This window comes from Rhizobium sp. L9, from assembly GCF_002531885.1.
Classification (GTDB): domain Bacteria; phylum Pseudomonadota; class Alphaproteobacteria; order Rhizobiales; family Rhizobiaceae; genus Rhizobium.
Map to the genome: position 1 here is coordinate 113,874 of NZ_NWSZ01000021.1, position 23,413 is coordinate 137,286.

The 23,413-nt window shown below is 61.2% G+C and carries 24 protein-coding genes and 1 tRNA gene; 13 read left to right on the forward strand and 12 right to left on the reverse strand.

Translation table 11 applies throughout. The features are described 5' to 3' along the window. Positions 1-63 precede the first annotated feature (63 nt). The 6 genes from rbfA to CO660_RS21750 all read left to right on the forward strand — a co-directional run bounded on the left by rbfA (position 64) and on the right by CO660_RS21750 (position 6,364). Positions 64-468, forward strand: a complete 405-nt coding sequence (gene rbfA, locus CO660_RS21725; protein WP_009993666.1) for a 30S ribosome-binding factor RbfA — start codon at positions 64-66, stop codon at positions 466-468. 12 nt (positions 469-480) lie between these two features. After that, positions 481-1,413 carry a tRNA pseudouridine(55) synthase TruB gene (gene truB, locus CO660_RS21730; RefSeq protein ID WP_097600456.1) on the forward strand — a complete coding sequence of 311 codons (933 nt, stop codon included), beginning with the start codon at positions 481-483 and terminating at the stop codon, positions 1,411-1,413. 98 nt (positions 1,414-1,511) lie between these two features. Further along, complete coding sequence (locus CO660_RS21735) at positions 1,512-2,363, forward strand: alpha/beta hydrolase (RefSeq protein WP_097600496.1); 852 nt, start codon at positions 1,512-1,514, stop codon at positions 2,361-2,363. Between the two features lie 151 nt (positions 2,364-2,514). Then, positions 2,515-2,784 carry a 30S ribosomal protein S15 gene (rpsO, locus tag CO660_RS21740; RefSeq protein ID WP_009997779.1) on the forward strand — a complete coding sequence of 90 codons (270 nt, stop codon included), beginning with the start codon at positions 2,515-2,517 and terminating at the stop codon, positions 2,782-2,784. 350 nt (positions 2,785-3,134) lie between these two features. Next, positions 3,135-5,273 carry a polyribonucleotide nucleotidyltransferase gene (pnp, locus tag CO660_RS21745; protein WP_097600457.1) on the forward strand — a complete coding sequence of 713 codons (2,139 nt, stop codon included), beginning with the start codon at positions 3,135-3,137 and terminating at the stop codon, positions 5,271-5,273. Positions 5,274-5,347: 74 nt separating this feature from the next. Further along, a complete protein-coding gene (locus CO660_RS21750; protein WP_097600458.1) occupies positions 5,348-6,364 on the forward strand; it encodes a class I SAM-dependent methyltransferase in 1,017 nt (338 codons plus the stop codon). A gap of 91 nt (positions 6,365-6,455) precedes the next feature. On the opposite strand, the gene fabI is transcribed toward CO660_RS21750, so the two are convergent. From fabI to fabA, 3 genes are read right to left on the reverse strand one after another with little or no spacing between them, the layout of a single operon-like run. Beyond that, a complete protein-coding gene (gene fabI, locus CO660_RS21755) occupies positions 6,456-7,262 on the reverse strand; it encodes an enoyl-ACP reductase FabI (protein ID WP_097600459.1) in 807 nt (268 codons plus the stop codon). 4 nt (positions 7,263-7,266) lie between these two features. Continuing rightward, on the reverse strand, positions 7,267-8,502 hold the full coding sequence (fabB, locus tag CO660_RS21760) for a beta-ketoacyl-ACP synthase I (protein WP_085776507.1): 1,236 nt from the start codon (positions 8,500-8,502) through the stop codon (positions 7,267-7,269). Positions 8,503-8,545: 43 nt separating this feature from the next. After that, a complete protein-coding gene (gene fabA / locus CO660_RS21765) occupies positions 8,546-9,061 on the reverse strand; it encodes a 3-hydroxyacyl-[acyl-carrier-protein] dehydratase FabA (protein ID WP_020920068.1) in 516 nt (171 codons plus the stop codon). A gap of 301 nt (positions 9,062-9,362) precedes the next feature. Between fabA and irrA the strand changes: the two genes are divergently transcribed. After that, positions 9,363-9,782, forward strand: coding sequence for an iron response transcriptional regulator IrrA (irrA, locus tag CO660_RS21770; RefSeq protein WP_085776506.1), 420 nt, complete (start codon positions 9,363-9,365; stop codon positions 9,780-9,782). Between the two features lie 15 nt (positions 9,783-9,797). Here the strand turns inward: irrA and CO660_RS21775 are convergent, their stop codons facing one another. Next, positions 9,798-10,433, reverse strand: a complete 636-nt coding sequence (locus CO660_RS21775; RefSeq protein ID WP_064805816.1) for a trimeric intracellular cation channel family protein — start codon at positions 10,431-10,433, stop codon at positions 9,798-9,800. 178 nt (positions 10,434-10,611) lie between these two features. Here CO660_RS21775 and CO660_RS21780 point away from each other — a divergent pair, with 178 nt between their 5' ends. After that, positions 10,612-11,085: a hypothetical protein gene (locus CO660_RS21780; protein WP_097600460.1), complete on the forward strand. Its 474-nt coding sequence runs from the start codon at positions 10,612-10,614 to the stop codon at positions 11,083-11,085. 2 nt (positions 11,086-11,087) lie between these two features. Here CO660_RS21780 and CO660_RS21785 read toward each other — a convergent pair whose 3' ends face one another. After that, a complete protein-coding gene (locus CO660_RS21785; RefSeq protein ID WP_097600461.1) occupies positions 11,088-11,876 on the reverse strand; it encodes a YdcF family protein in 789 nt (262 codons plus the stop codon). Between the two features lie 74 nt (positions 11,877-11,950). Beyond that, a complete protein-coding gene (locus CO660_RS21790; protein ID WP_097600462.1) occupies positions 11,951-12,667 on the reverse strand; it encodes a YoaK family protein in 717 nt (238 codons plus the stop codon). 231 nt (positions 12,668-12,898) lie between these two features. Between CO660_RS21790 and CO660_RS21795 the strand changes: the two genes are divergently transcribed. After that, on the forward strand, positions 12,899-13,135 hold the full coding sequence (locus tag CO660_RS21795; RefSeq protein WP_097600463.1) for a DUF2798 domain-containing protein: 237 nt from the start codon (positions 12,899-12,901) through the stop codon (positions 13,133-13,135). A gap of 53 nt (positions 13,136-13,188) precedes the next feature. Here CO660_RS21795 and CO660_RS21800 read toward each other — a convergent pair whose 3' ends face one another. From CO660_RS21800 to CO660_RS21810, 3 genes are all read right to left on the reverse strand, one after another. Next, positions 13,189-13,428: a GIY-YIG nuclease family protein gene (locus CO660_RS21800; protein ID WP_097600464.1), complete on the reverse strand. Its 240-nt coding sequence runs from the start codon at positions 13,426-13,428 to the stop codon at positions 13,189-13,191. Between the two features lie 119 nt (positions 13,429-13,547). After that, positions 13,548-13,623, reverse strand: a tRNA-Ala gene (locus CO660_RS21805). A 148-nt stretch (positions 13,624-13,771) separates the two neighbouring features. Continuing rightward, entirely contained in the window at positions 13,772-14,155 is a 384-nt protein-coding gene (locus tag CO660_RS21810; protein ID WP_085776500.1) for a TIGR02300 family protein, read from the reverse strand. 387 nt (positions 14,156-14,542) lie between these two features. Between CO660_RS21810 and cmk the strand changes: the two genes are divergently transcribed. Beyond that, positions 14,543-15,190, forward strand: a complete 648-nt coding sequence (cmk, locus tag CO660_RS21815) for a (d)CMP kinase (protein WP_097600465.1) — start codon at positions 14,543-14,545, stop codon at positions 15,188-15,190. Between the two features lie 175 nt (positions 15,191-15,365). Next, a complete protein-coding gene (gene rpsA / locus CO660_RS21820; protein ID WP_085776498.1) occupies positions 15,366-17,069 on the forward strand; it encodes a 30S ribosomal protein S1 in 1,704 nt (567 codons plus the stop codon). A 77-nt stretch (positions 17,070-17,146) separates the two neighbouring features. Here rpsA and CO660_RS21825 read toward each other — a convergent pair whose 3' ends face one another. The 3 genes from CO660_RS21825 to CO660_RS21835 form a co-directional block, all read right to left on the reverse strand. Then, positions 17,147-18,667, reverse strand: coding sequence for a hypothetical protein (locus CO660_RS21825; protein ID WP_097600466.1), 1,521 nt, complete (start codon positions 18,665-18,667; stop codon positions 17,147-17,149). A gap of 225 nt (positions 18,668-18,892) precedes the next feature. Continuing rightward, positions 18,893-19,519 carry a ribonuclease D gene (locus tag CO660_RS21830; RefSeq protein ID WP_097600467.1) on the reverse strand — a complete coding sequence of 209 codons (627 nt, stop codon included), beginning with the start codon at positions 19,517-19,519 and terminating at the stop codon, positions 18,893-18,895. 84 nt (positions 19,520-19,603) lie between these two features. Continuing rightward, positions 19,604-20,413, reverse strand: coding sequence for a MerR family transcriptional regulator (locus CO660_RS21835; RefSeq protein ID WP_097600468.1), 810 nt, complete (start codon positions 20,411-20,413; stop codon positions 19,604-19,606). Positions 20,414-20,576: 163 nt separating this feature from the next. On the opposite strand from CO660_RS21835, the gene CO660_RS21840 reads away from it, so the two are divergent. Continuing rightward, positions 20,577-21,857 carry a 4-aminobutyrate--2-oxoglutarate transaminase gene (locus CO660_RS21840; RefSeq protein ID WP_097600469.1) on the forward strand — a complete coding sequence of 427 codons (1,281 nt, stop codon included), beginning with the start codon at positions 20,577-20,579 and terminating at the stop codon, positions 21,855-21,857. A gap of 40 nt (positions 21,858-21,897) precedes the next feature. After that, positions 21,898-23,379, forward strand: coding sequence for an NAD-dependent succinate-semialdehyde dehydrogenase (locus CO660_RS21845; protein WP_097600470.1), 1,482 nt, complete (start codon positions 21,898-21,900; stop codon positions 23,377-23,379). Positions 23,380-23,413 lie beyond the last annotated feature (34 nt).

A 23,413-nucleotide genomic window follows, 5' to 3' on the forward strand; every position in this document is an offset into this window, starting at 1 on the left:
GAGTCATGGACGCTCTCCTTTGACGGGTTCGATTCCCAGCCGCATCGGCAAACAGAGATAACAATGACCAGACCAACATCCTCCGCGCCTTCGCAGCGCATGCTGCGCGTTGGCGAACAGGTCCGCGCCGCGATCACCCAGGTGCTGCAGCGCGGCGAAGTGCGTGACGACATCATCGAGGCGACCGTGATTTCGATCTCCGAAGTGCGCATGTCGCCCGATCTCAAGATCGCCACGGCTTATGTGACACCGCTCGGCGTTTCCGACCACAGCATCGTCATCGAGGCATTGAACCGCCATGCGAAGTTCATCCGCGGCCGGCTCGGGCCGCAGCTTCGGCAGATGAAATACATGCCGGAGGTGCGCTTCCGGGACGACACCAGCTTCGACAACTACAAGAAGATCGACGAGCTCTTGCGTTCGCCCGAGGTGAGCCGAGATCTCGACGGCGACAACGACGAACAATAATAGAAGAGACTGATGTCCAAACCACGCAAACCCAAGGGCCGGCCGATTTCCGGCTGGCTGATTCTCGACAAGCCGGTGGATTTCGGCTCGACGGAAGCCGTTTCCAAGATCAAGTGGCTCTACAAGGCGCAGAAGGCCGGCCATGCCGGCACGCTCGATCCGCTCGCCTCCGGCATGCTGCCGATCGCGCTCGGCGACGCGACCAAGACGGTTCCCTATGTAATGGACGGCCGCAAGATCTATGAATTCACGGTGAGCTGGGGAGAGGAGCGCGCGACCGACGACCTCGAAGGCGAGGTCACGCAGACATCCGACAAGCGTCCGACCGAACAGCAGATCCGCGACATCCTGCCAAAATATATCGGCACGATCAGCCAGGTCCCGCCGCAGTTTTCCGCCATCAAGATAGCGGGTGAACGCGCATACGACCTGGCGCGCGAAGGGGAAGCCGTCGAGATCCCCTCGCGCGAGGTGGAAATCTTCCGGCTGACCCTGCTTGCCTGCCCGGACGCCAATACCGCGCATTTCGAAGTGGAATGCGGCAAGGGCACCTATGTCAGGGCGCTGGCCCGCGATTTCGGCCGCGAGCTCGGCTGCTACGGCCATATATCAGGGCTGCGGCGCACCTTTGTCGCGCCCTTTTCGGAAGACGCCATGGTGCCGCTCGCAAATCTCGTGGCACTCGAAGCGATCGAGGATATGGACGAGCGGCTTGCCGCCCTCGACGCGCTGCTGATCGACACCTGCGAAGCATTGTCGGCCCTGCCCCACCTCGTCATCAACGACGACCAGGCGCACCGGCTGAAGATGGGCAATCCGATCCTGGTGCGCGGTCGCGATGCACCGATTACCGAGAGCGAAGCCTATGCGACGGCACGCGGCAGGCTGATCGCGATCGGCGAAATCGGGCAGGGCGAGTTTCGACCGAAGCGAGTTTTCGCCTGAGTCGGCACCACTGACGATTGTCAGGCGGTAGCGATGCGATATCTTCCTTTCGGGCCATAGCGCCCGAGGGGCCATGGTGGCCCGACAAGGGGATGAAAATGCGCGCAACCGCTATCGGAGTACTGACGTTCTTTTCGATGTTCCTGACCATCGCCGGCGCTCAATCCGCCGAGCGCTGGGCCGAGCTGCCGGCCTTTCCTTCGATGCCCGCGGCGACGACGAGCGGCGTGGCCGATGTGAACGACATCAAGATGTATTATGCCGAATATGGTGAAGGCGAGCCGATCCTGTTCATCCATGGCGGCCTTGGAAATGCCGACGTCTGGGGTCACCAGATCGCCGATTTCGCCAGGGATCACTTGGTCATCGTCGCCGACAGCCGCGGCCATGGCCGCTCGACGCGCAGCGGGCAAGCTTTCGGCTACGATCTGATGACATCGGATTACGTGGCCCTTCTCGACCATCTGAAGATCGGCAAGGTGACGCTGGTGGGATGGTCGGACGGCGGCATCATCGGCATCGACATGGCAATGAAACATCCGGAAAAGCTGACCCGCGTCATTGCCCAGGCGGCAAACGTCACGACCGACGGCGTCAAGGCCGACGTCATGGAAAACCAGACCTTCAAAGCCTACATCGATGTCGCCGGCGATCAGTACCGAAAGCTTTCGCCGACGCCGGACGAGTACGATGCCTTCGTCACGCAGATCTCCCACATGTGGGAGACCCAGCCGGCATGGACGGCCGGCGATCTTGGAAAGATCACGGTTCCCGTCACGCTCGCGATCGGCGATCACGATGAAGCCGTCAAGCTCGATCATACGGAATTGATGGCCAAGGAGATTCCCGGCGCCAAGCTCGTGATCCTGAAGGATGCCAGCCATTTCGCCATGCTGCAGGATCCCGAAGGTTATGATGCAATGATCCGGGACGCCATGGCGGGCCGTTGAAAGCGGCTGCGGGGGTCCCCTCTTTCCATCGCTGCAGATTTGGTTTATAGGCAGCGCCAGCGTCAGGTTCGCCTGCTCGCATTCACGGCCAAAGCTGGACGGCATCCCGGCTTGTGGCGACTTCTTCTCCTCTCATAGAAAGGAACGTCCGATGTCGATCACTGCTGAGCGCAAGGCTGCGCTGATCAAGGAATATGCAACCGCCGAAGGCGATACCGGTTCTCCGGAAGTCCAGGTTGCGATCCTGACCGAACGCATCAACAACCTGACCGAACACTTCAAGGACCACAAGAAGGATAACCATTCCCGCCGTGGCCTGCTGACGATGGTTTCGAGCCGCCGCTCGCTTCTTGATTATCTCAAGAAGAAGGATGAAGGCCGCTATTCCAAGCTGATCAACAGCCTGGGTATTCGCCGTTAAAATTGTCCGGCGGACGCTTTTAAGCGTCCGCCGGATCTGTTTCGGGACGACGCTCCCGATGAAATGTTCCGCCCGCGCCCTATCTCATGCGGTGGAACGACCGGCAGACCCGGATGGGCCGGTTCTGCCAAACCAACCGCTGACCTGTCATGGGGCAGGATTGCCGGATGCTTTCGGCCAAAGCTCTCCAAGGCTTTGGCCCAAGTTTCTCAGGAACTCTCAAGTTCGGGAAACTGCCGATGAAAAGCCTCCCGTTGTCTTGCCCGTGATACGTCACATTGATTGCGGTCGACTGTGCGCTGCGCCCTGATATCGGCGATGGCGCGTGCTCCCGCATTGAAGGACAAGATATGTTTGATACACACACAGTGGAAATCGAGTGGGCCGGCCGCCCGCTGAAGCTCGAAACCGGCAAGATCGCCCGTCAGGCCGACGGTGCGGTTCTCGCTACTTATGGTGAGACGGTCGTTCTCGCCACCGTCGTCTCGGCCAAGGCGCCGAAGCCTGGCCAGGACTTCTTTCCGCTCACCGTCAACTACCAGGAAAAGACCTACGCGGCCGGCAAGATTCCCGGCGGCTATTTCAAGCGTGAAGGCCGTCCGAGCGAAAACGAAACGCTCGTCTCCCGCCTGATCGACCGCCCGATCCGCCCGCTCTTCCCGGAAGGCTACAAGAACGACACGCAGGTCGTCGTCACCGTCGTCCAGCACGACCTCGAGAACAATCCCGACATCTTGTCCATGATCGCCTCTTCGGCGGCGCTGACGCTTTCCGGCGTTCCCTTCATGGGTCCGGTCGGCGGCGCGCGCGTCGGCTACATCAATGGCGAATATGTTCTCAACCCGCATCTCGACGAGATGGATGAGTCGAGCCTCGACCTCGTCGTCGCCGGCACCTACGACGCCGTGCTGATGGTCGAGTCCGAAGCCAAGGAACTGCCCGAAGACGTCATGCTCGGCGCCGTCATGTTCGGCCACAAGGGCTTCCAGCCGGTTCTCGACGCGATCATCAAGCTCGCCGAAGTCGCTGCCAAGGAGCCGCGCGACTTCCAGCCGGAAGACTATTCCGAGCTCGAAGCCGAGATGCTGAAGCATTTCGAGGCAGAGCTCCGCGAAGCTTACAAGATCACCCAGAAGGCCGATCGCTACGCCGCCGTCGACGCCGTCAAGGCAAAGGTCAAGGCGCATTTCCTCCCCGAGGAAGGCGAAGCCAAATATACGGCCGAGGAAGTCGGCGCGATCTTCAAGCACCTGCAGGCCAAGATCGTCCGCTGGAACATCCTGGACACCAAGAGCCGCATCGACGGCCGCGATCTTGAAACCGTTCGTCCGATCGTTTCGGAAGTCGGCCTTCTGCCGCGCACGCACGGTTCGGCGCTCTTCACGCGCGGCGAAACGCAGGCGATCGTGGTTGCCACGCTCGGCACCGGCGAAGACGAGCAGTATGTCGACAGCCTGACCGGCATGTACAAGGAGCGCTTCCTGCTCCATTACAACTTCCCCCCCTTCTCGGTTGGTGAGACCGGGCGCATGGGCTCCCCAGGTCGCCGCGAGATCGGCCACGGCAAGCTCGCATGGCGTGCGATCCGTCCGATGCTGCCGTCGGCTGAGCAGTTCCCCTACACGCTGCGCGTCGTTTCCGAGATCACCGAATCCAACGGCTCGTCGTCGATGGCAACCGTCTGCGGCACGTCGCTGGCGCTGATGGATGCAGGCGTCCCGCTCGCCAAGCCGGTTGCCGGCATCGCCATGGGCCTGATCCTCGAGGGCGATCGCTTTGCCGTCCTCTCCGACATTCTCGGTGATGAAGACCACCTCGGCGACATGGACTTCAAGGTTGCCGGCACGGCCGATGGCATCACTTCGCTGCAGATGGACATCAAGATCGCCGGCATCACCGAAGAGATCATGAAGGTCGCTCTCGGCCAGGCCAAGGGCGGTCGCGCCCATATCCTCGGCGAAATGGCCAAGGCCATCACCGAAAGCCGCGGCCAGCTTGGCGAATTCGCTCCGCGCATCGAAGTCATGAACATCCCGGTCGACAAGATCCGTGAAGTCATCGGCTCCGGTGGCAAGGTCATCCGCGAAATCGTCGAAAAGACCGGCGCGAAGATCAACATCGAAGACGACGGCACCGTCAAGATCGCCTCCTCTTCCGGCAAGGAGATCGAAGCGGCCCGCAAGTGGATCCACTCGATCGTCGCCGAGCCTGAAATCGGCCAGATCTACGAAGGCACCGTCGTCAAGACCGCCGACTTTGGCGCTTTCGTCAACTTCTTCGGCGCCCGCGACGGCCTCGTCCACATCTCGCAGCTCGCTTCCGAGCGCGTCGCCAAGACGACTGATGTCGTCAAGGAAGGCGACAAGGTCTGGGTCAAGCTGCTCGGCTTCGACGAACGCGGCAAGGTTCGCCTGTCGATGAAGGTCGTCGACCAGGCTACTGGCCAGGAGATTCCGAACGAGAAGAAGAAGGAAGAAGCGGCCGAATAAGCCGCCTCTGCCAGCTCCAATTCCGGGCGCGGAATCTTCCGCGCCCTTTTTCTATTCTAAATGAGACGATATCCATGAGCCGCGAAACGCTGAAGACCCTTTTCCATCCCTTTGCCAGCGGCACAATCGCGGCGCCCGGCGAAGGCGAGCGTGTGCTCTTCCTCGGCGCCGAGGCCGGGTTTGCGCTGCCGGAAGGCTTCGCCGCCTCGCTCAGCGCCGTCCAGGGCTTCCGGCCGCTCTACCGCCAGCTGCTGGCGCAGCGGATCGAAGCGACGCCTGAAATCGACGGCGAGGATTATGACGCAGCACTCGTGCTCTGCACCAAGCACAAGGGCGAGAACGAGGCCAACCTCGCCGCCGCAATCGCCCGCACGCGAGCCGGCGGGCTGATCGTCGTCGCCGGCGCCAAGGAAGACGGCATCCAGCCGTTGCGCAAGCGGATGGAAGGTTTTGGGTTCGCCATCGACCATATGCCGAAATATCACGGCGTCGCCTTCTGGTTCGGCCGGCCGGCCAATGCCGACGACATCATCTCGAAACTGGCAAAGGCGCCGGTGCGCGTCGACGATCGCTTCCATGCGACGGCCGGCATGTTCTCGCACGACCGGATCGATGCCGGATCGGAACTGCTCGCTTCGCGCCTGCCGCAGGATTTTACCGGCGACGTTGCCGATTTCGGCGCCGGATGGGGTTATCTCTCGATCGAGATGGCGCAGAGATCGCGCGGACTGGCGCGCCTTGACCTCTACGAGGCCAATCACGCGGCCCTGGAGGCCGCGCGGGATAATCTGGCGGAGAACTGCCCGAACGCGCCGGTGCGCTTCTTCTGGCATGATCTGGCGGGCGAGCCGATCAAGGACAAATACGATCTCGTGATCATGAACCCGCCCTTCCACGAGGGCCATGCGGCCGAGCCATCGCTTGGCCAGGCGATGATCAAGACAGCCGCCTCCGCCCTTCGCGGCGGCGGCCGGCTGATGCTCGTCGCCAATCGCGGCCTGCCCTATGAGCCGGTTCTGGCGGCGAACTTCAGGGAAAGCGGCGAAACCTGCCGCAATGCACGTTTCAAGGTGCTGTGGGCGAAGAAATAAGGCTCAAGCCGCCTTTGAGCCGACTTGCAGGGAAAACAAAAAGGCCGTGCGCAGGATCTGCGCCCGGCCTTCGAATTTCAATCAACTGCGTTTATTCCACGTCCGCCGTACGCAGGGCATCCAGTGTCGGCATCGAGGTGATGTTGAAGCCGGCATCGACGAAGTGGATTTCGCCGGTGACGCCGGCTGAGAGATCGGAGAGCAGGTAGAGCGCCGAACTGCCGACCTGATCGATGGTCACGGTCTTGCGCAGAGGCGCATTACGCTGGTTCCAGGAGAGGATCGCGCGTGCGTCCGATATGCCGGCACCGGCAAGCGTGCGGATCGGGCCGGCGGAAATCGCATTGACGCGGATGCCGCGCGGGCCGTAGTCGGCGGCGAGATAACGAACCGAAGCCTCGAGCGCCGCCTTGGCGACGCCCATGACGTTGTAATTCGGAATAACGCGCGTCGAGCCGTTATAAGTCAAAGTCAGCATCGCGCCGCTGCCTTCCATCAAGGGGGCGCAGCGCCTGGCGATCTCGGTGAAGGAGAAGCAGGAGATGACCATGGTGCGGCTGAAATTCTCCCGCGTCGTATCGGCGTAGAGGCCCTTCAGCTCGTTCTTGTCGGAGAATCCGATGGCATGGACAATAAAATCGAGCTTGCCCCAGCGCTCGCCGAGCGCGTCTACCACGGCATCGACCGAAGCGATGTCCTCGACGTCGCAAGGCAGCACGAAATCCGAGCCGACTTCGGCGGCAAGCGGCCTGACGCGCTTGCCGAGCGCATCGCCCTGATAGGTGAAGGCGAGGTCCGCACCCTGCGCGGCAAGCGCTTTTGAAATCCCCCAGGCAATCGAATGGTTGTTTGCGACGCCCATGATGAGGCCGCGCTTACCCTGCATGATTCCAGTCATGTTGTTATCCGTTGTAGCGCTGGAAGACGAGCGTGGCGTTCGTCCCGCCGAAGCCGAAGGAATTGGAGAGAGCGATATCGATCTTCGCATCGTCGATACGCTTGCGCACGATCGGCACGCCTTCGAATTCGGGATCGAGCTCGGTGATATGGGCGCTTTCGCCGATGAAGCCTTGCTGCATCATCAGCAGGGAATAGATCGATTCCTGCACGCCGGCCGCACCCAGCGAATGGCCGGTCAGCGATTTGGTCGATTGGATATGGGGGATCTTGGCGCCGCCGAATACCTCGCGGATGGCGCCGATTTCCTTGCTGTCGCCGACCGGAGTCGAGGTGCCGTGAGTGTTGATATAGTCAACATCGCCTTTGACGGTGGAAAGCGCCTGGCGCATGCAGCGGATAGCGCCCTCGCCGGAAGGCGCGACCATGTCGTAACCATCGGAGGTCGCGCCGTAGCCGACGATTTCGGCGTAGATTTTGGCGCCGCGGGCCTTGGCGCGCTCCAGCTCCTCCAGCACCAGCACACCGGCGCCGCCGGCGATGACGAAACCGTCGCGGTTGACGTCATAGGCGCGCGAGGCAGTCTCGGGCGTATCGTTATATTTAGAGGACATGGCGCCCATGGCATCGAAGAGATTGGACATCGTCCAGTCGAGATCCTCGTGGCCGCCGGCAAACATCACGTCCTGCTTGCCCCACTGGATCATCTCAGTGGCGTTGCCGATGCAATGGGCGGAGGTCGAGCAGGCCGACGAGATCGAATAATTGACGCCGTGGATCTTGAACCAGGTGGCAAGTGTGGCCGAAGCGGTGGAGGACATCGCCTTCGGCACGGCGAAGGGACCAATGCGCTTCGGGCTGTTGTTCTTGGTGGTGATCTCGGCCGCCTCGATCAGCGTACGGGTGGACGGTCCGCCGGATCCCATGATGATGCCGGTGCGCTCGTTCTGGGCATAGTCCTTCTCTTCCAGGCCGGAATCGGCGATCGCCTGCTTCATGGCGACATGGTTCCAGGCGCCGCCCTGCGACAGGAAGCGCATGGCGCGGCGATCGACCAGTTCGGCAAGTTCCGCCGGGCCGAGCTTCGGGCTGCCCCAGACTTGGCACTTGAAGCCGTGTTCGGCGAAATCGTTGGAAAAGGAAATGCCCGACTTTGCCTGGCGCAAGGATTCGGTGACTTCGGCCGCATCGCTTCCGATCGAGGAAACGATACCCAGACCCGTGACAACTACCCGTCTCATCTGATCAAACCTTTGTTGTTTTCGTCAGCCGCTCGAAATGCCGTCAGGCGGTCTTGTCTTTCGATAGACCGACGCGAAGGTCGGACGCCTGGTATATGGTCTCGCCGTCCGCCTTCAGCCAGCCGTCGGCCGTGCCGAGCACGAGGCGACCGCGCATGACGCGCTTGAAGTCGATGCCGTATTCGATCAGCTTGGTATGCGGCCGGACCATGCCCTTGAATTTCACTTCGCCGGTTGAAAGCGCCATGCCGCGACCTTCCTCGCCGAGCCAGCCCAGAAAGAAACCGGTCAGCTGCCACATGCCGTCGAGGCCGAGGCAGCCCGGCATGATCGGATTGCCTTCGAAATGGCAGGGAAAATACCAGTCGTCGGGGCGTACGTCGTATTCGGCCCTGAGATAACCCTTGTCGAAGGCGCCGCCTGTTTCGGAGATGTCCGTGATGCGGTGAACCATCAGCATGGGCGGCAGCGGCAGCTGCGCATTACCGGGTCCGAACAGCTCGCCATGGGCGCAAGCGATGAGTTCTTCATACGAGAAGCTGGACTGTCTGGTGGTCATAAAATTTCTTTTTCCCCCCGCGTGAAGCCGATGGATGTGAACGTGTAGTCCAAGCTCTTCAGAAAATGAAGCACAAGCAAGGCAGCTTCATTCATCGGTTTGGACCAGGCTTACGCCATTATTTGGTGGTCGCATACAGGAAGGCCAGAGCTGCGACCAGACCTATTTGCATCAAAAGCCCGTTTTTGCCGCGTTTATCAGGCTCCCGTCCCCACTGAACTATTGAAAGGCTCCGATGCAAAAGTTATACCGCTTGAAGAAACATGATTGCTTTATGCAGGAATAATCGGAGTTCGTGTTGATGACGGGTACACTCCCGATCGCAATAGAGGTAAGGCTGCGCGGCGCGGGCCTGCGCCCTACACGCCAGCGCGTCGCGCTCGGCGACCTCCTGTTTGCCAAGGGCGACCGGCATTTGACCGTCGAGGAACTGCATGAGGAGGCGGTTGCCGCCGGCGTGCCGGTTTCGCTGGCGACCGTCTACAATACGCTGCACCAGTTCACCGAAGCCGGTCTCATCCGCGTTCTCGCCGTCGAGAGCGCCAAGACCTATTTCGACACCAATGTTTCCGACCACCATCATTTCTTCATCGAAGGACATAATGAGGTGCTCGACATTCCCGTCAGCAACCTGACGATCGGCAATCTGCCGGAGCCGCCCGAAGGCATGGAGATCGCTCATGTCGACGTGGTGATCCGCCTGCGGGCCAAACAAGGCTGACGGCACCTAAAAGATTCACATCACATCGTCTGGATGCCGACCGGGCTTATGTTTGTAGATCGGGAAGGTCCAACCGAACCAAAGAGCGCCGCCGCGAACAGCAAAGGCCGCCACGACACCGCAGCCCGAGGCCAGATAGAGCGGCATCCCCAGCGCGTTGGCGAGCGTAAACACGCCGGCGCCGATCAGCGCCGCCGTCACATAGATTTCCGGCCGCAACAGCACCGAAGGCTCGTTTGCCATCAGATCGCGCAGGATGCCGCCGAAGGTTGCCGTCAATGTACCGGTGACGATCGCGATGGTCGGCGAGCCGGTGGCGGCAAGTCCCTTGGCGGCACCCAGAACGCAATAGGCGGCAAGACCGATCGCATCCAGCCAGATCAGCAGGCGATAACGCGATTCCAGCAGGTGGGCGGTGAAGAAGACAATCACGCCCATGATGCAGCAGACGAGGATATAGGCGGGGTTCAATACCCAGAAGACCGGCACGCGGCCGAGCACGATGTCGCGCACCGTGCCGCCGCCGGTTCCCGTCACCATGGCGAAAAACAGAAAGCCGATCAGATCGAGCTGCTTGCGCGAAGCGGCGAGCGCGCCTGTCGCGGCAAACAGCGCAATACCGGCATAATCGAGATAGACAAGCAAGGACATGCGGACCCCGGGACCGGCGAACAGTTTCCGGAAAGAACCATGGCGGCAAGGGCGGCGCAAGGCGGCGCGGCCATAAAGCATCGGTCTTTATTCGATGCATGTCACTATCCATAAACTGCTGCACAGTTTTGGGCGGCATGCATGGACTACGGAGCCTTTGCCCAAAAGAGGAAAGCTTGTGAAAACGCTGGTGCTCGCCGTTCTCAACATCGTCCTGTTGCTTGCCATGCCGGTTGCCGCGCTTGCCCAGCAATCGCTGATCTCCGACCCCGAGATATACGAGAAGAAGCATTTTCAGGAGCAGTGCAAGGCGGCCGAATTCGCTGACGGCTTCATCACCCGGCAGGACATCAACAATGACGGGCTGATCGACGCCGTGGTCAATGAAGGCCAGCTGACCTGCGACGGGCAGAAGGGGCCGCAATGCAACGACGACGGCTGCACCTATAACTTCTATCTGCAGGTCGCAGAAGGCGGTTATTTCATGATCGCGACGGCGCAGATCTACGGCTATGACTTCGTCCAACGCTTCGGCAACATGGTGCTGGCGATGAAGATGCATCCGCGTTTCTGCGACCGCACCGAAGGCGACCCCTGCATCGTGACCGCGCGTGTGCGCGGCACGAAATTCGTCACCATCTCGAAGAAATAAGCTTAGCGCGGATAAAGCTCCGACGTCCGGCCGGCGAGATAGTAGCCGACCAGGCCGTACCATTCGCGGATCGCCGTTGCCATATTCTGGGCATTGAGGTTCGGCTGGGTGAAATCCAGGCCCGGACTCACCCGCCCGTCGGTCCGATAGTCGGTTGGCCAGGGCACGATGTCGATGCCGAGCTTACGAAAGATGCCGACGGAACGCGGCATATGGAAGCCCGAGGTGATCAGCAGGCAATTGGAAAGCCCCTGGCTCGCCAGGAATTCCTTGGTATTGACGGCATTTTCGAAGGTTGTGCGCGATTGCCGCTCCTCGATCAGACGATCCCTCGCGATGCCGAAGAGCGGGAAGAAGCGCTCGGATGCCGCCGCATCGCCTTCGTAAATGCCTGAGAGTGAGCCGTCGCCGCCCGAGATCAGAATCCGCGACTGCGGAAATTTCTGCGCGAGCCGCAGGGCTTCGACGAAGCGGTCGGCGGCAGGGTTGAATTCAATGCCGTGACGCGCCGTATTCACCTCGTTTTCGAAGGCGCCGCCGAGCACGATCATGCATTCGAGGCTATCGGGATCTGCGGCGGGTTTGGCGAAGCGCTGCTCCAGACCCTGCATCAGAAGGTTGCCGGCCGTGGTGTAGAGCGTGACGAAGAGGATGAGGGCTGAAGCCATCGCGCCGAGAATGCTTAAGCTGCGCCAGCGCAGGAGGCCGGCGGCAAAGGCGAAGAAGACGAGAAGGAATGCCAGCGACAGCGGCTGGGCAAAAATCCAGACGAGCTTCGAAATGACGAACAAGACCTACTCCTTAAGGACGAGCGGCATCCTTCCTATCCGATTCGACGGTAACAGGAATGCGACGGGTCCTATCTCTAGCGCAGGGCGCCCGTGTGGTGCGGCGCGAGCTTCTGGTTGAAGCGCCGCTGAAGCGGCCGGGGAATGAACATGGCGACAAGCGCCAGCGCCATGGCAAAGATGGAGACCAGCCACAAGGCATGGGCGCCGCTCAGCCGCGTCAGGACCGCACCGGCGATCGCGCCGAGCATCATGCCGCCCCAGGGTACGAGCTGGATGGTCCATTCGATACGGCGATCGCCGATGATCCAGCGGCCGATGCCGCGGCCGAAACGCGACAGCGCGCCTGTCACATAAGTCAGGCCGATCGGCAGACCTTCGATATGTTCGACGGCGGCGTTCACCATGCCCATGGATAAAACGATCATGTAGAACCGCGCGAGCATCAGGCCCTCAGCCGTCGTCATCGAAGCAAGCGCCAGAAGGGCGCCGACGCAGCCGAGCACGACGAAGATGCGCCGCTCGGAGACATGGGCGATGACGATGCCGGCCGCATTGCCGAGCACGAAAACGAGAATGGCGGAGATCAGCACCGCCGCATGATAAAGATTGCCCTGGCTGAGGGCGAGTGCAGCCCGGGTCGTATTCCCCGTCATGAAGGAGACGAAATCGCCGGTCAGCAGCAGCCCGGTCGCATCGGTCATGCCGGCCAGAAACGAAATTGAACCAACGAGGGCGAGCCCAGTCAGGGTTCGTCGTGTACGAATGATACGGCGGCGTCTTGCTCTGGTCATTGTCGAAGGGTCCTGAAGCCGAATCACTGAGATTCTTGCATGAAGGATAAGTCCTCTTCTTGAGGAATTGGCAAAGGATTGGCCGAGACGGACGCTTGCACGGCCGCATTTTTTCGGCGATAAAACGGCGTCGCTTCAGACCGAAGCTCCGTAAGCGTTTACGTCAATCAACGCGCAACCCGCCGGTCGGCGCTGCGCGATTGTTCGATCGGCATCTTACGGAGATTCAAAATGTCCAAAGGCAAACTCCCCAAGCGTTACAACTCGATCGTCATGCCGCTCATCCTCTCGCTGCTGATGACATCCGTCGTCTCGGCGATCAGCATCGTCAGAGCACAAGGCCTGACCACGGCTGCACTTGCCGTGTGGCCATCCGCCTGGGCTCTCTCCTGGGCAATCGCCTTTCCCGTGCTGCTCCTGGTGCTGCCGGTGGTGAAGCGGTTGACGGCAGCGATCGTGGAGGCTTGAGACGAAAGACGCCGGCAGGCTGTGGGGGCGGTCTGCCGGAGTTGACGGGCTGGTTAAAGTCTTTTCTTTGCGAATGCTCTGCCGGATGCCGACTTCAAGTATCTCTCAAAGGCAAAGGCTTGAGCTTCGTCGGAGAAAGCGAGATAGGTCTTCAGAGACCAAGGGACGTATTTTGAAGTGTGCGAGACCTCTCCAGCATTGTGTTTTGCCAGACGCGACTTAAGGTCGCCCGTCACGCCAACGTAATAGCGATCCGGAAAGGTGATGCTATGGAGAATGTAGACATATTTCATGAAGGAATCACGGCCCGCCTACGTTGCTTCGCAACTTCGTTGCGGCAGCCTCCGCTTCCTTCTCGTCTTCGTCCGCCAAGCCTTCCGGCTTGCCGAGCCGAAGCTCGAAGAGCGTAGGCTGGTGGAGCTAAGCGGGATCGAACCGCTGACCTCTTGCATGCCATGCAAGCGCTCTCCCAGCTGAGCTATAGCCCCATCAAGGCAGTCCGGCGTGGCCGGTCCTGGGATGCTCCGGAGGGCGTTTCCTCTGGAGTGGCGGCTTCTTACTTGCGGTTTTCGCAGATAGCAAGCCTAAAAAATCCGACCCGGAAATTTTTTGTCATCCGGGCCGGCATTTGTCTGATCAGACTTCGTCTTCGTCGCCGGTCACGCCGATGATGTCGCTCATGTCGTCGTCATCGTCGTCTTCGTCAGGCGTGAGGAAGGTGTCGTCATCGTCGTCGCCTTCGATTTCGACATCGTCATCGCCGATATCAGGGATGTCGTCGCCGCCGGCGGCGTCATCGGCATCCTCAAGCGAAACCAGTTCGACTTCGGTGTTTTCGGTATCGACTTCCGCGACCTCGTCTTCCTCGGCAACGTCGGCGATTGCCGAGGTTTCCTCGAAGAAGGACAGGGGATAGGACTTGCCGGTATAAGGGGAAACGATCGGATCCCGGTTCAGATCATAAAACTTCTTGCCGGTTTCCGGATCGGTGCGCTTGGTTCCAAGTTCCGCTTTCGCCACTATAAGCCTCGTGAGAATGGCCGAATCCGCGATTCGGCAAAATGCCGTGCAAGCCGGCGTTCCATCGGAATTTATAAGCCGGTCCCCTTAATCGCTGTGGCTTCCCATGTCAAAGCCAAACTTTATCATCTCCGTGCGGCCGTTTTCGCCGGCTGGCGGATGACCGCTGACGGCGTTTGTGGTAACGAGCCACGGCGGTAGAAGAAGCGGACGAAGGCAGCAGCCGGCCAGGCCGACGCTTCGGAAGAAATGCGCTGCAGTTACAGAGGATTACGCGATGCATGGCTCTGCGCCGCAGCCCGCCGCCAGCTTCCAGCTGTTCCAGCCGCATCCGCGCAGGATGACCCCTTCGGCGCCTCGCGGCGCATCATTGCAGGATTGATCCCCATGGCAACAAAGAGTTTCACCATCGCCATCGACGGTCCGGCGGCGGCCGGCAAGGGGACGCTTTCGCGTCTTATCGCTGAGCGATACGGCTTTCACCATCTCGACACGGGCCTGACCTACCGCGCGACCGCCAAGGCGCTGCTCGATGCCGGCCTGCCGCTCGACGACGAGGCGGTGGCGGAAAAGATCGCGCGGGAGGTTGAACTTGCCGGGCTGGATCGCGATATACTTTCCCGACACGAGATCGGCGAAGCCGCCTCGAAAATCGCTGTCATGCCGGCGGTGCGCCGGGCCCTGGTCGAGGCGCAGCGTCGGTTTGCGGCAAAGACGCCGGGCACGGTGCTCGACGGACGCGATATCGGCACGATCGTCTGCCCGGATGCGCCGGTCAAGCTCTATGTGACGGCGTCGCCGGAGGTGCGCGCCAGACGGCGTTACGATGAGATCCTCGGCAAGGGGGCGACGGCGGATTTCGATGCGATTTTCGAGGACGTCAAGCGGCGCGACGAACGCGACATGGGACGGGCCGACAGCCCTTTGAAACCAGCCGATGATGCGCACTTGCTTGATACGTCGGAAATGAGTATAGAGGCCGCGTTTCAAGCCGCTCAATCGATCATCGATGCGGCCTTGAGCCGAAATGCCTAAATTCAAGCGATTTTGCATGCTCAGACGCATGGATCGCTTTAATGCAGCCTGAAATTCCGTCCAAGCGCCGGATTGCCTTCGTGAAAGAGGGCGGACTGGGTTCAGGCCCATTCAACTCGAACCAACCGGCGCATACGTGGGCCTTGAAGCTATCGAAGGCCACGCAGGAGATTTTATGTCAGTAGCAACTCCCTCTCGCGAGGATTTCGCGGCCCTTCTCGAAGAGTCCTTTGCCAAGAACGATCTGGCTGAAGGCTATGTCACCAAGGGTATCGTCACGGGCATCGAAAAGGATGTCGCCGTTGTCGACGTCGGCCTCAAGGTCGAAGGCCGCATCGCGCTCAAGGAATTCGGCGCACGCGCCAAAGACGGTTCGCTGAAGGTCGGCGACGAAGTCGAAGTCTATGTCGAGCGCATCGAAAACGCGCTTGGTGAAGCCGTCCTGTCGCGCGAGAAGGCTCGCCGCGAAGAAAGCTGGATCAAGCTCGAAGCCAAGTTCGAAGCCGGCGAGCGCGTCGAAGGCGTGATCTTCAACCAGGTCAAGGGCGGCTTCACCGTCGACCTCGACGGTGCAATTGCCTTCCTGCCGCGTTCGCAGGTCGACATCCGCCCGATCCGCGACGTCACGCCGCTGATGCACAACCCGCAGCCCTTCGAAATCCTCAAGATGGACAAGCGCCGCGGCAACATCGTGGTTTCGCGCCGTACGGTTCTGGAAGAGTCCCGTGCCGAGCAGCGTTCTGAAATCGTTCAGAACCTCGAAGAAGGCCAGGTTGTTGACGGCGTCGTCAAGAACATCACCGATTACGGTGCGTTCGTCGACCTCGGCGGCATCGACGGCCTGCTGCACGTCACCGACATGGCATGGCGCCGTGTGAACCATCCGTCGGAAATCCTGAACATCGGCCAGCAGGTCAAGGTTCAGATCATCCGTATCAACCAGGAAACCCACCGCATCTCGCTCGGCATGAAGCAGCTCGAGAGCGATCCGTGGGATGGCATCCAGGCGAAGTATCCGGAAGGCAAGAAGATTTCCGGTACCGTCACGAACATTACCGATTACGGTGCGTTCGTCGAGCTGGAGCCGGGCATCGAAGGCCTGATCCACATCTCGGAAATGTCCTGGACCAAGAAGAACGTTCACCCCGGCAAGATCCTGTCCACGAGCCAGGAAGTCGAAGTCGTCGTTCTCGAAGTCGATCCGTCCAAGCGCCGTATTTCGCTCGGCCTCAAGCAGACGCTGGAAAACCCGTGGGCAGCATTCGCCCGCAGCCATCCGGCCGGCACTGAAGTCGAAGGCGAAGTCAAGAACAAGACCGAATTCGGCCTGTTCATCGGCCTCGACGGCGATGTCGACGGCATGGTGCACCTCTCCGACCTCGACTGGAATCGTCCGGGCGAGCAGGTCATCGAGGAGTACAACAAGGGTGACGTCGTCAAGGCTGTCGTTCTCGACGTCGATGTCGAGAAGGAACGCATCTCGCTCGGCATCAAGCAGCTCGGCAAGGACTCGGTTGGTGAAGCAGCCGCTTCGGGCGACCTGCGGAAGAACGCAGTTGTTTCCTGCGAAGTCATCGCCATCAACGACGGCGGCATCGAAGTGAAGCTCGTCAATCACGAGGATATCACTTCCTTCATCCGTCGCGCCGATCTCGCCCGCGACCGCGACGAGCAGCGCCCTGAGCGCTTCTCGGTCGGCCAGATCGTCGACGCCCGCGTCACCAACTTCTCCAAGAAGGACCGCAAGATCATGCTGTCCATCAAGGCTCTGGAGATTGCGGAAGAGAAGGAAGCCGTCGCTCAGTTCGGTTCGTCCGACTCGGGCGCTTCGCTCGGCGACATCCTGGGCGCAGCCCTGAAGAACCGCAGCGGCGAATAAGCCTCGCAGTCACGTCTGAAATATGGAACCCGCCGGAGCGATCCGGCGGGTTTTTTATTTTCAACTAATGAAAACCGCTATTCCCAGCCGACCATGCGCTGATAGAGCGCGTAGACCGGATCGGCTGCCGTGTCGGGCCGATACGCCGACGGCTCGGTGTCGATCATCCTTGGCGTCCTGCGCTCTGGTGCCGCTTCCGCCCCGTCAGCATCGGGCTCGGCATCCTCACCGCCGGATTTCGCCTGCTGCTCGTCCTGCGGCGCACCGTCCTGGTGATGGTGATGCTGGTGACTGGTTTCACCGGCCTTTTCGTTCGACGGCGTATCCATGGCGAACTGATAGGGCAGCTGGGCATAGGCAAAGCCCTCCGGCACCCTGGCCGCGAGCGGCACATAAGAGGCCTCGGCCATCTCGGGAAGCGGCATCGGTTGCGGCTGTGCGGCGATTTCTTTCGACTGTCGGGCGGCGGCAGCCGTGGCTCCGGTTTCCATCTGCGACGGGTGGAGCGCTGCGGACCGTCGAGCGTCGGCGGCGGCCAGATCTGCCGGCTGTCTCGTCAAGGTCTCCTTCGCTTCGCTGATGACGGCTTCGTCGAGAATGACATCGATCTCCACCGCCGCCTCGACAGCACCATCCTCCATCACGTTTTCCGAGTCCTGCTCGCGGATGATGGTGACGATCATCTCGGAGACCTCTTCGGTCATCGAGGCGACGATTCCCGTCCAGTTCCGGGGAATGACAGGATCGGCTTTTTCCGACGTTGCGCGAGGCTGAATGACCGGCAGTTCCGTCACCTCGGCCGTGTCGTCACCTGGCTCCGCCGGTGCCGGGCGCCGAGCTTCGACCTTCGGGGCAACCTCTGCTTTTGTCGCCGAAGCGGAGCGAATCCGGTTTTCAGACTGCGAAATTTCAGCATCAGCGGCTTCCACGGTTGCGACGGTCACCGCTTCCTCGGTTGCCGCAAGCAGGGCGGTCTCGAACAATTTGCCGGCTTGTTCGGTTCGCTTTTCCGCCGGCTGGCGCATCGGGGCGGGCAGGCTGTCTTCATGCAGCTGGATCTCGGGCCGGGCTTCGGCACGCATCGGCGACGCGTCGTTCTGGCCATAGGAGCGGACAACGGCACGGGCGGCAAGATCGCGATCCTTGTAACGCACCATTTCCAGATAGGCGATGATACGCGCCGCCTCAGGCCCCGCCGGGTTCTTCAGGGCTTCGGCGATCATCCGGAGCGGCAGGTTGTGACCTTGCTCATTCAGCTGGCGTTCGACCTCATCGATTCTGGCGGCCGGCAGCCGCTGAATGGCGTCGGCAAGCCGAGAGGCGAAGGCCAGATTGGTCTCGTCTTCACGGCGATCGTGGGAAATGGAACGGCCGGCCGCATCGATGACATCGAAAAGGGCTTCGACCATGCGCTCGCGCGCCGCAAGGAGCAGGATATTGAGCTTGCCGGCAATGGCGGAATTCAGGTCGGCGGCTTCGACCGCGTTGACGGGCGCGGGGGCAATCACCAAACGGTCAAGACCGCCGGCAACGATCGCCGCAGTCTGGCCCTGAGATGAAAAGCTTGCATTGGACGCTGCACGAACGGGGGTCAACATGGCATGCCCTTTCGTAAAGTGACGATGAAAGCAGGCTCTATGAAAGGACCGCGCTCATCCGGTCCCTTGCATCCCGAGCAGATCCTCCTGTCCGCATGACGCAAGCGGCGCCATCGAATGCCTAAAAATTAAATCGGATATTAAGAAACAGAGATTAACCAATCGCTAACGCCCGCGGATCAGTTCATCCGCGGCTGCAGACAGTGGAGACTGACGGCAATTCGCTTAGCTGTGAGCGAAGATATCGGCCTCTTCCCAGCCGAGAAGGTCGAGCTTGGCGCGGGTCGGCAGGAATGCGAAGCAGGCCGTAGCGTGGTCGAAGCGGCCGTCGCGGATCAGGCGGGCCGTCAGCTTGTCGCGAAGCGCGTGCAGATAAAGCACGTCGGATGCGGCATATTCGAGCTGGGCCGGCGACAGTGTCTCGGCCGCCCAATCGGAAGATTGCTGCGCCTTGGAGACGTCGACATCGAGCATCTCCTTGAGATTGTCCTTGAGGCCGTGGCGATCGGTGTAGGTGCGGCAGAGGCGCGAGGCGATCTTGGTGCAGAACACCGGGTTCGGCGTGACGCCGAAAGTATGGAAGAGCACGGCGATATCGAAGCGGCCGTAATGAAAGATCTTCTGGTGCGTGGGATCTTCGAGCAGAGCGGCGAGATTGGGGGCCTCTTTCTGGCCGGCAGCGATGCGGATGATGTCGGCGGTGCCGTCGCCCGGAGAAAGCTGGACGACGCAGAGACGATCCCGCCGCGGCACCAGGCCCAGGGTCTCGGTATCGATCGCGATCGCGCCGGTATAGCGGGCCGCATCGCTCGCGGAAATATCGCCTTCGTGATAACGGATGGTGGCGGCCATGAGACTGTCTTTCGTTCGGATATTCTCCACTCGCGCTATAGCGCAAAGGCACACATTGCGAAACTGCTTCCTGCTGCGGCTGGTTCAGAATGTCGGCGGCGTGTTGATCCAGAGGAGCACGGTTTCGCCATCGTGGCGGTTGCGCCAGGAATGGTAGCGGCGGCTTTCGAAATACAGTGAATCGCCCGGGCCGAGATCGAAGAACTGGTCGCTGTCGAGCACCAGTTCCAGCCGGCCGGACAGGACATGCATGAATTCCTCGCCTTCGTGGCGATAGGCGCCCTCGCTGGCGGCGCCCGGCGCCAGCACGAAACGATGGCAATCCATCATCCTGCGGCCTTCGGCAAGCAGCTGCACCGTAACTCCGGGGGTCGTTTCCGGCCAGGTGCGCCACTCGCCGGCGCGTATCACTGCCGGCACCTCCTCGCTTTCCTCGCCGGAGAGGCGGGAGACGGTGGTGGCGTAGTATTCGGCGAGGTCGTGAAGCGTCTTGAATCCGACGCCTTGCGAGGTGCGCTCCAGCGTCGAGAGCGTCGAAGCGGTGATGCCAATATCACCGGCGACCTGATCAAGCGTTTTGCCTGCGGCGTGGCGGAGGCTCCGCAATTTACGGCCGAGGCCGGAATCCTGGCCGGGTTCGGCACCGTCGGCGGAAGGTCCCTCGCTCTCCAGCGCCTCGCGAATGGCCGCGGGATTGAGACCGCGCTCGGCCCGATACCAGGAGATGCGCTTCAGTCGCGCCACGTCGTCGGCGCTGTATTGGCGATGGCCGGTTTCGGAGCGGCCGGGAACGACCAGACCCTGGCTTTCCCAGAGGCGCAACGTCGAGGCGGAGACGCCCGCCAGCCGCGCGGCCTCCGCCACCTTGTAGCGCACAGGCCCGTTGTCACTCATCAGCCAATACCCCGATTCTCGTTGCGCGAGCATTCATCAAATCGCGTGATGTTTGAAGCAAAAAATGCCGCTTGTTTTCTTGCAGAAAAAATGTAGGAATTTCCAGAGCATCTTACAGAACTTATGTAAGATAAATCCAAAAACTTCAAACGGGAGCAGATCGATGACCGCGACACACCTTACCGACCGGAAGAATGCCGCGATTTCGCGCGGTGTCGGCATGACCACCCAGATCTATGCGGACCGCGCAGAGAATGCCGAAATCTGGGACAAGGAGGGCCGCCGCTATATCGATTTCGCTGCCGGCATCGCCGTGCTCAACACCGGTCACCGCCATCCCAGGGTTATTGCAGCCGTCAAGGAGCAACTCGACCACTTTACCCACACCTGCCATCAGGTCGTGCCCTACGAGAACTACGTCAGCCTTGCCGAACGGTTGAACGCGCTGTTGCCCGGCAATTTCCAGAAGAAGACGATCTTCGTCACCACTGGCGCCGAGGCGGTCGAGAATGCCGTCAAGATTGCACGCGCGGCAACCGGCCGCTCGGCCGTCATCGCCTTCAGCGGCGGTTTCCATGGCCGCACCTTCATGGGCATGGCGCTGACCGGCAAGGTCGTGCCTTATAAGATCGGCTTCGGCGCGATGCCCGGCGACGTGTTCCATGTTCCTTTCCCGGTCGAACTTCACGGCGTCTCCGTCGACCAATCGCTTGCAGCGCTGAAGAAACTCTTCGCCGCCGATGTCGATCCGCAGCGCGTCGCCGCCATTATCCTCGAGCCGGTGCAGGGCGAAGGCGGCTTCTATCCGGCGCCCGTAGCCTTCATGAAAGCACTGCGCGAACTCTGCGACCAGCACGGCATCCTCTTGATCGCTGACGAGGTGCAGACCGGTTTTGCCCGCACCGGCAGAATGTTCGCGATGGATCATCACGAGGTGGCCGCCGACCTGACGACGATGGCGAAAAGCCTTGCCGGCGGCTTCCCACTTGCTGCCGTCACCGGCCGCGCCGAAGTCATGGACGCGCCGGGACCGGGCGGGCTCGGCGGCACATACGGCGGCAACCCGCTCGGCATCGCAGCTGCCCATGCCGTCCTCGACGTCATCGCGGACGAAGACCTCTGCAGTCGCGCCAACCAGCTCGGCGGACGGCTGAAGCAGCGGCTTGAATCCTTGCGCGAGAAGGTGCCGGAGATTGCCGATATTCGCGGACCCGGCTTCATGAACGCCGTCGAATTCAATGACCGGACGACGGGATTGCCGAGTGCTGACTTCGCCAACAAGGTGCGGCTGACAGCGCTCGACAAGGGGCTGATCCTGCTCACCTGCGGCGTCCATGGCAACGTCATCCGCTTCCTCGCGCCGATCACCATTCAGGACGAGGTCTTTGGCGAGGCGCTCGACATTCTCGAGACGTCAATGCTGGAAGCAAGCACGGGCAAGTGACCGCATCGGAACCGCATTCAATTCCCAATGAGGATATGACATGGCTTTCACCACCGCACTGACAAAGCACGTTCCTTTCTCTTCTCCCTTGCTTCGCGACGCCGGCTACATCAACGGCGTCTGGACATCAGGCAATGCTGCTGGAACTTTCGACGTGCTCAACCCGGCAACCGGCGAGCTGCTCGCCTCCCTGCCCGATATGGGCGCAGCCGAAACGCGAACGGCGATCGATGCGGCCCATGCCGCCCAGCCGGCCTGGGCTACCCGCCCGGCCAAGGAGCGCAGCGTCATCCTGCGCAAATGGTTCGACCTAATGGTCGCCAATGCCGACGAACTCGCGGCGATCCTGACGGCCGAAATGGGTAAGCCCTTCGCAGAAGCACGCGGCGAGATCCTTTATGCCGCCGCCTATATCGAATGGTATGCGGAAGAGGCCAAGCGCATTTACGGCGAGACGATCCCGGCGCCTTCCAACGATAAACGCATGATCGTCATCAAGCAGCCGGTCGGGGTCGTCGGCACGATCACGCCGTGGAATTTCCCGGCGGCGATGATTGCCCGCAAGATCGCGCCGGCGCTTGCCGTCGGCTGCACTGTCGTGTCGAAGCCGGCCGAGCAGACGCCGCTGACGGCGATTGCCCTTGCCGTGCTCGCCGAACAGGCCGGCATTCCCGCCGGCGTCTTCAATCTCATTGTCGGGCTCGATGGCCCGGCGATCGGCCGCGAGCTCTGCGGCAATGAAAAAGTGCGCAAGATCAGCTTCACCGGCTCGACCGAGGTCGGCCGTATCCTGATGCGGCAATGCGCCGACCAGATCAAGAAGGTCAGCCTGGAGCTCGGCGGCAACGCGCCGTTCATCGTCTTCGATGATGCTGATCTCGACGCCGCCGTCGAGGGCGCGATCGCCTCCAAATATCGCAATGCGGGCCAGACCTGCGTTTGCGCCAACCGCCTCTATATCCAGTCCAGCGTCTATGACGCCTTTGCCGCGAAACTTGCCGCGAAGGTCGCCGAGATGTCGGTCGGCGACGGGTTCAAGCCCGGTGTCGAGATCGGGCCACTGATCGACGAGCAGGGTCTTGCCAAGGTGGAGGACCATGTCGGCGACGCGCTTGCCAAGGGCGCCAAGGTTCTGACCGGCGGCAAGCGCCTCGACGGCGCCGGCACCTTCTTTGCGCCGACGGTGCTGACCGGCGTGACCCGCGGCATGACGGTGGCGCGCGAGGAAACCTTCGGGCCGGTGGCGCCGCTCTTCCGCTTCGAGACGGTCGAGGACGTCATCGCTCAGGCCAACGACACGGAATTCGGGCTGGCCGCCTATTTCTATGCCGGAGACCTCAAGAAGGTCTGGCGGGTGGCGGAAGCGCTGGAATATGGCATGATCGGCATCAATACCGGCCTGATGTCGTCAGAGACGGCGCCCTTCGGCGGCATCAAACAATCGGGCCTCGGCCGCGAGGGCTCGCGCCACGGCGCCGACGATTATCTGGAGATGAAATATCTCTGCATCGGCGGGGTCTGACCTGCTGCATTGATCGGGGAAGCACTGGCAGGCG

Excerpts from the sequence above, each read along its gene's own strand:
- irrA (WP_085776506.1), top strand. The coding sequence starts at position 9,363 with ATGACGGGTACACTCCCGATCGCAATAGAGGTAAGGCTGCGCGGCGCG.
- rpsA (WP_085776498.1), top strand. The coding sequence starts at position 15,366 with ATGTCAGTAGCAACTCCCTCTCGCGAGGATTTCGCGGCCCTTCTCGAA.
- CO660_RS21750 (WP_097600458.1), top strand. The coding sequence starts at position 5,348 with ATGAGCCGCGAAACGCTGAAGACCCTTTTCCATCCCTTTGCCAGCGGC.
- fabA (WP_020920068.1), bottom strand. The coding sequence starts at position 9,061 with ATGACCACCAGACAGTCCAGCTTCTCGTATGAAGAACTCATCGCTTGC.
- CO660_RS21735 (WP_097600496.1), top strand. The coding sequence starts at position 1,512 with ATGCGCGCAACCGCTATCGGAGTACTGACGTTCTTTTCGATGTTCCTG.
- CO660_RS21830 (WP_097600467.1), bottom strand. The coding sequence starts at position 19,519 with ATGGCCGCCACCATCCGTTATCACGAAGGCGATATTTCCGCGAGCGAT.
- CO660_RS21775 (WP_064805816.1), bottom strand. The coding sequence starts at position 10,433 with ATGTCCTTGCTTGTCTATCTCGATTATGCCGGTATTGCGCTGTTTGCC.
- CO660_RS21840 (WP_097600469.1), top strand. The coding sequence starts at position 20,577 with ATGACCGCGACACACCTTACCGACCGGAAGAATGCCGCGATTTCGCGC.
- rpsO (WP_009997779.1), top strand. The coding sequence starts at position 2,515 with ATGTCGATCACTGCTGAGCGCAAGGCTGCGCTGATCAAGGAATATGCA.
- CO660_RS21790 (WP_097600462.1), bottom strand. The coding sequence starts at position 12,667 with ATGACCAGAGCAAGACGCCGCCGTATCATTCGTACACGACGAACCCTG.
- CO660_RS21800 (WP_097600464.1), bottom strand. The coding sequence starts at position 13,428 with ATGAAATATGTCTACATTCTCCATAGCATCACCTTTCCGGATCGCTAT.
- fabB (WP_085776507.1), bottom strand. The coding sequence starts at position 8,502 with ATGAGACGGGTAGTTGTCACGGGTCTGGGTATCGTTTCCTCGATCGGA.
- cmk (WP_097600465.1), top strand. The coding sequence starts at position 14,543 with ATGGCAACAAAGAGTTTCACCATCGCCATCGACGGTCCGGCGGCGGCC.
- CO660_RS21825 (WP_097600466.1), bottom strand. The coding sequence starts at position 18,667 with ATGTTGACCCCCGTTCGTGCAGCGTCCAATGCAAGCTTTTCATCTCAG.
- CO660_RS21835 (WP_097600468.1), bottom strand. The coding sequence starts at position 20,413 with ATGAGTGACAACGGGCCTGTGCGCTACAAGGTGGCGGAGGCCGCGCGG.
- fabI (WP_097600459.1), bottom strand. The coding sequence starts at position 7,262 with ATGACTGGAATCATGCAGGGTAAGCGCGGCCTCATCATGGGCGTCGCA.
- CO660_RS21845 (WP_097600470.1), top strand. The coding sequence starts at position 21,898 with ATGGCTTTCACCACCGCACTGACAAAGCACGTTCCTTTCTCTTCTCCC.
- truB (WP_097600456.1), top strand. The coding sequence starts at position 481 with ATGTCCAAACCACGCAAACCCAAGGGCCGGCCGATTTCCGGCTGGCTG.
- rbfA (WP_009993666.1), top strand. The coding sequence starts at position 64 with ATGACCAGACCAACATCCTCCGCGCCTTCGCAGCGCATGCTGCGCGTT.
- pnp (WP_097600457.1), top strand. The coding sequence starts at position 3,135 with ATGTTTGATACACACACAGTGGAAATCGAGTGGGCCGGCCGCCCGCTG.
- CO660_RS21795 (WP_097600463.1), top strand. The coding sequence starts at position 12,899 with ATGTCCAAAGGCAAACTCCCCAAGCGTTACAACTCGATCGTCATGCCG.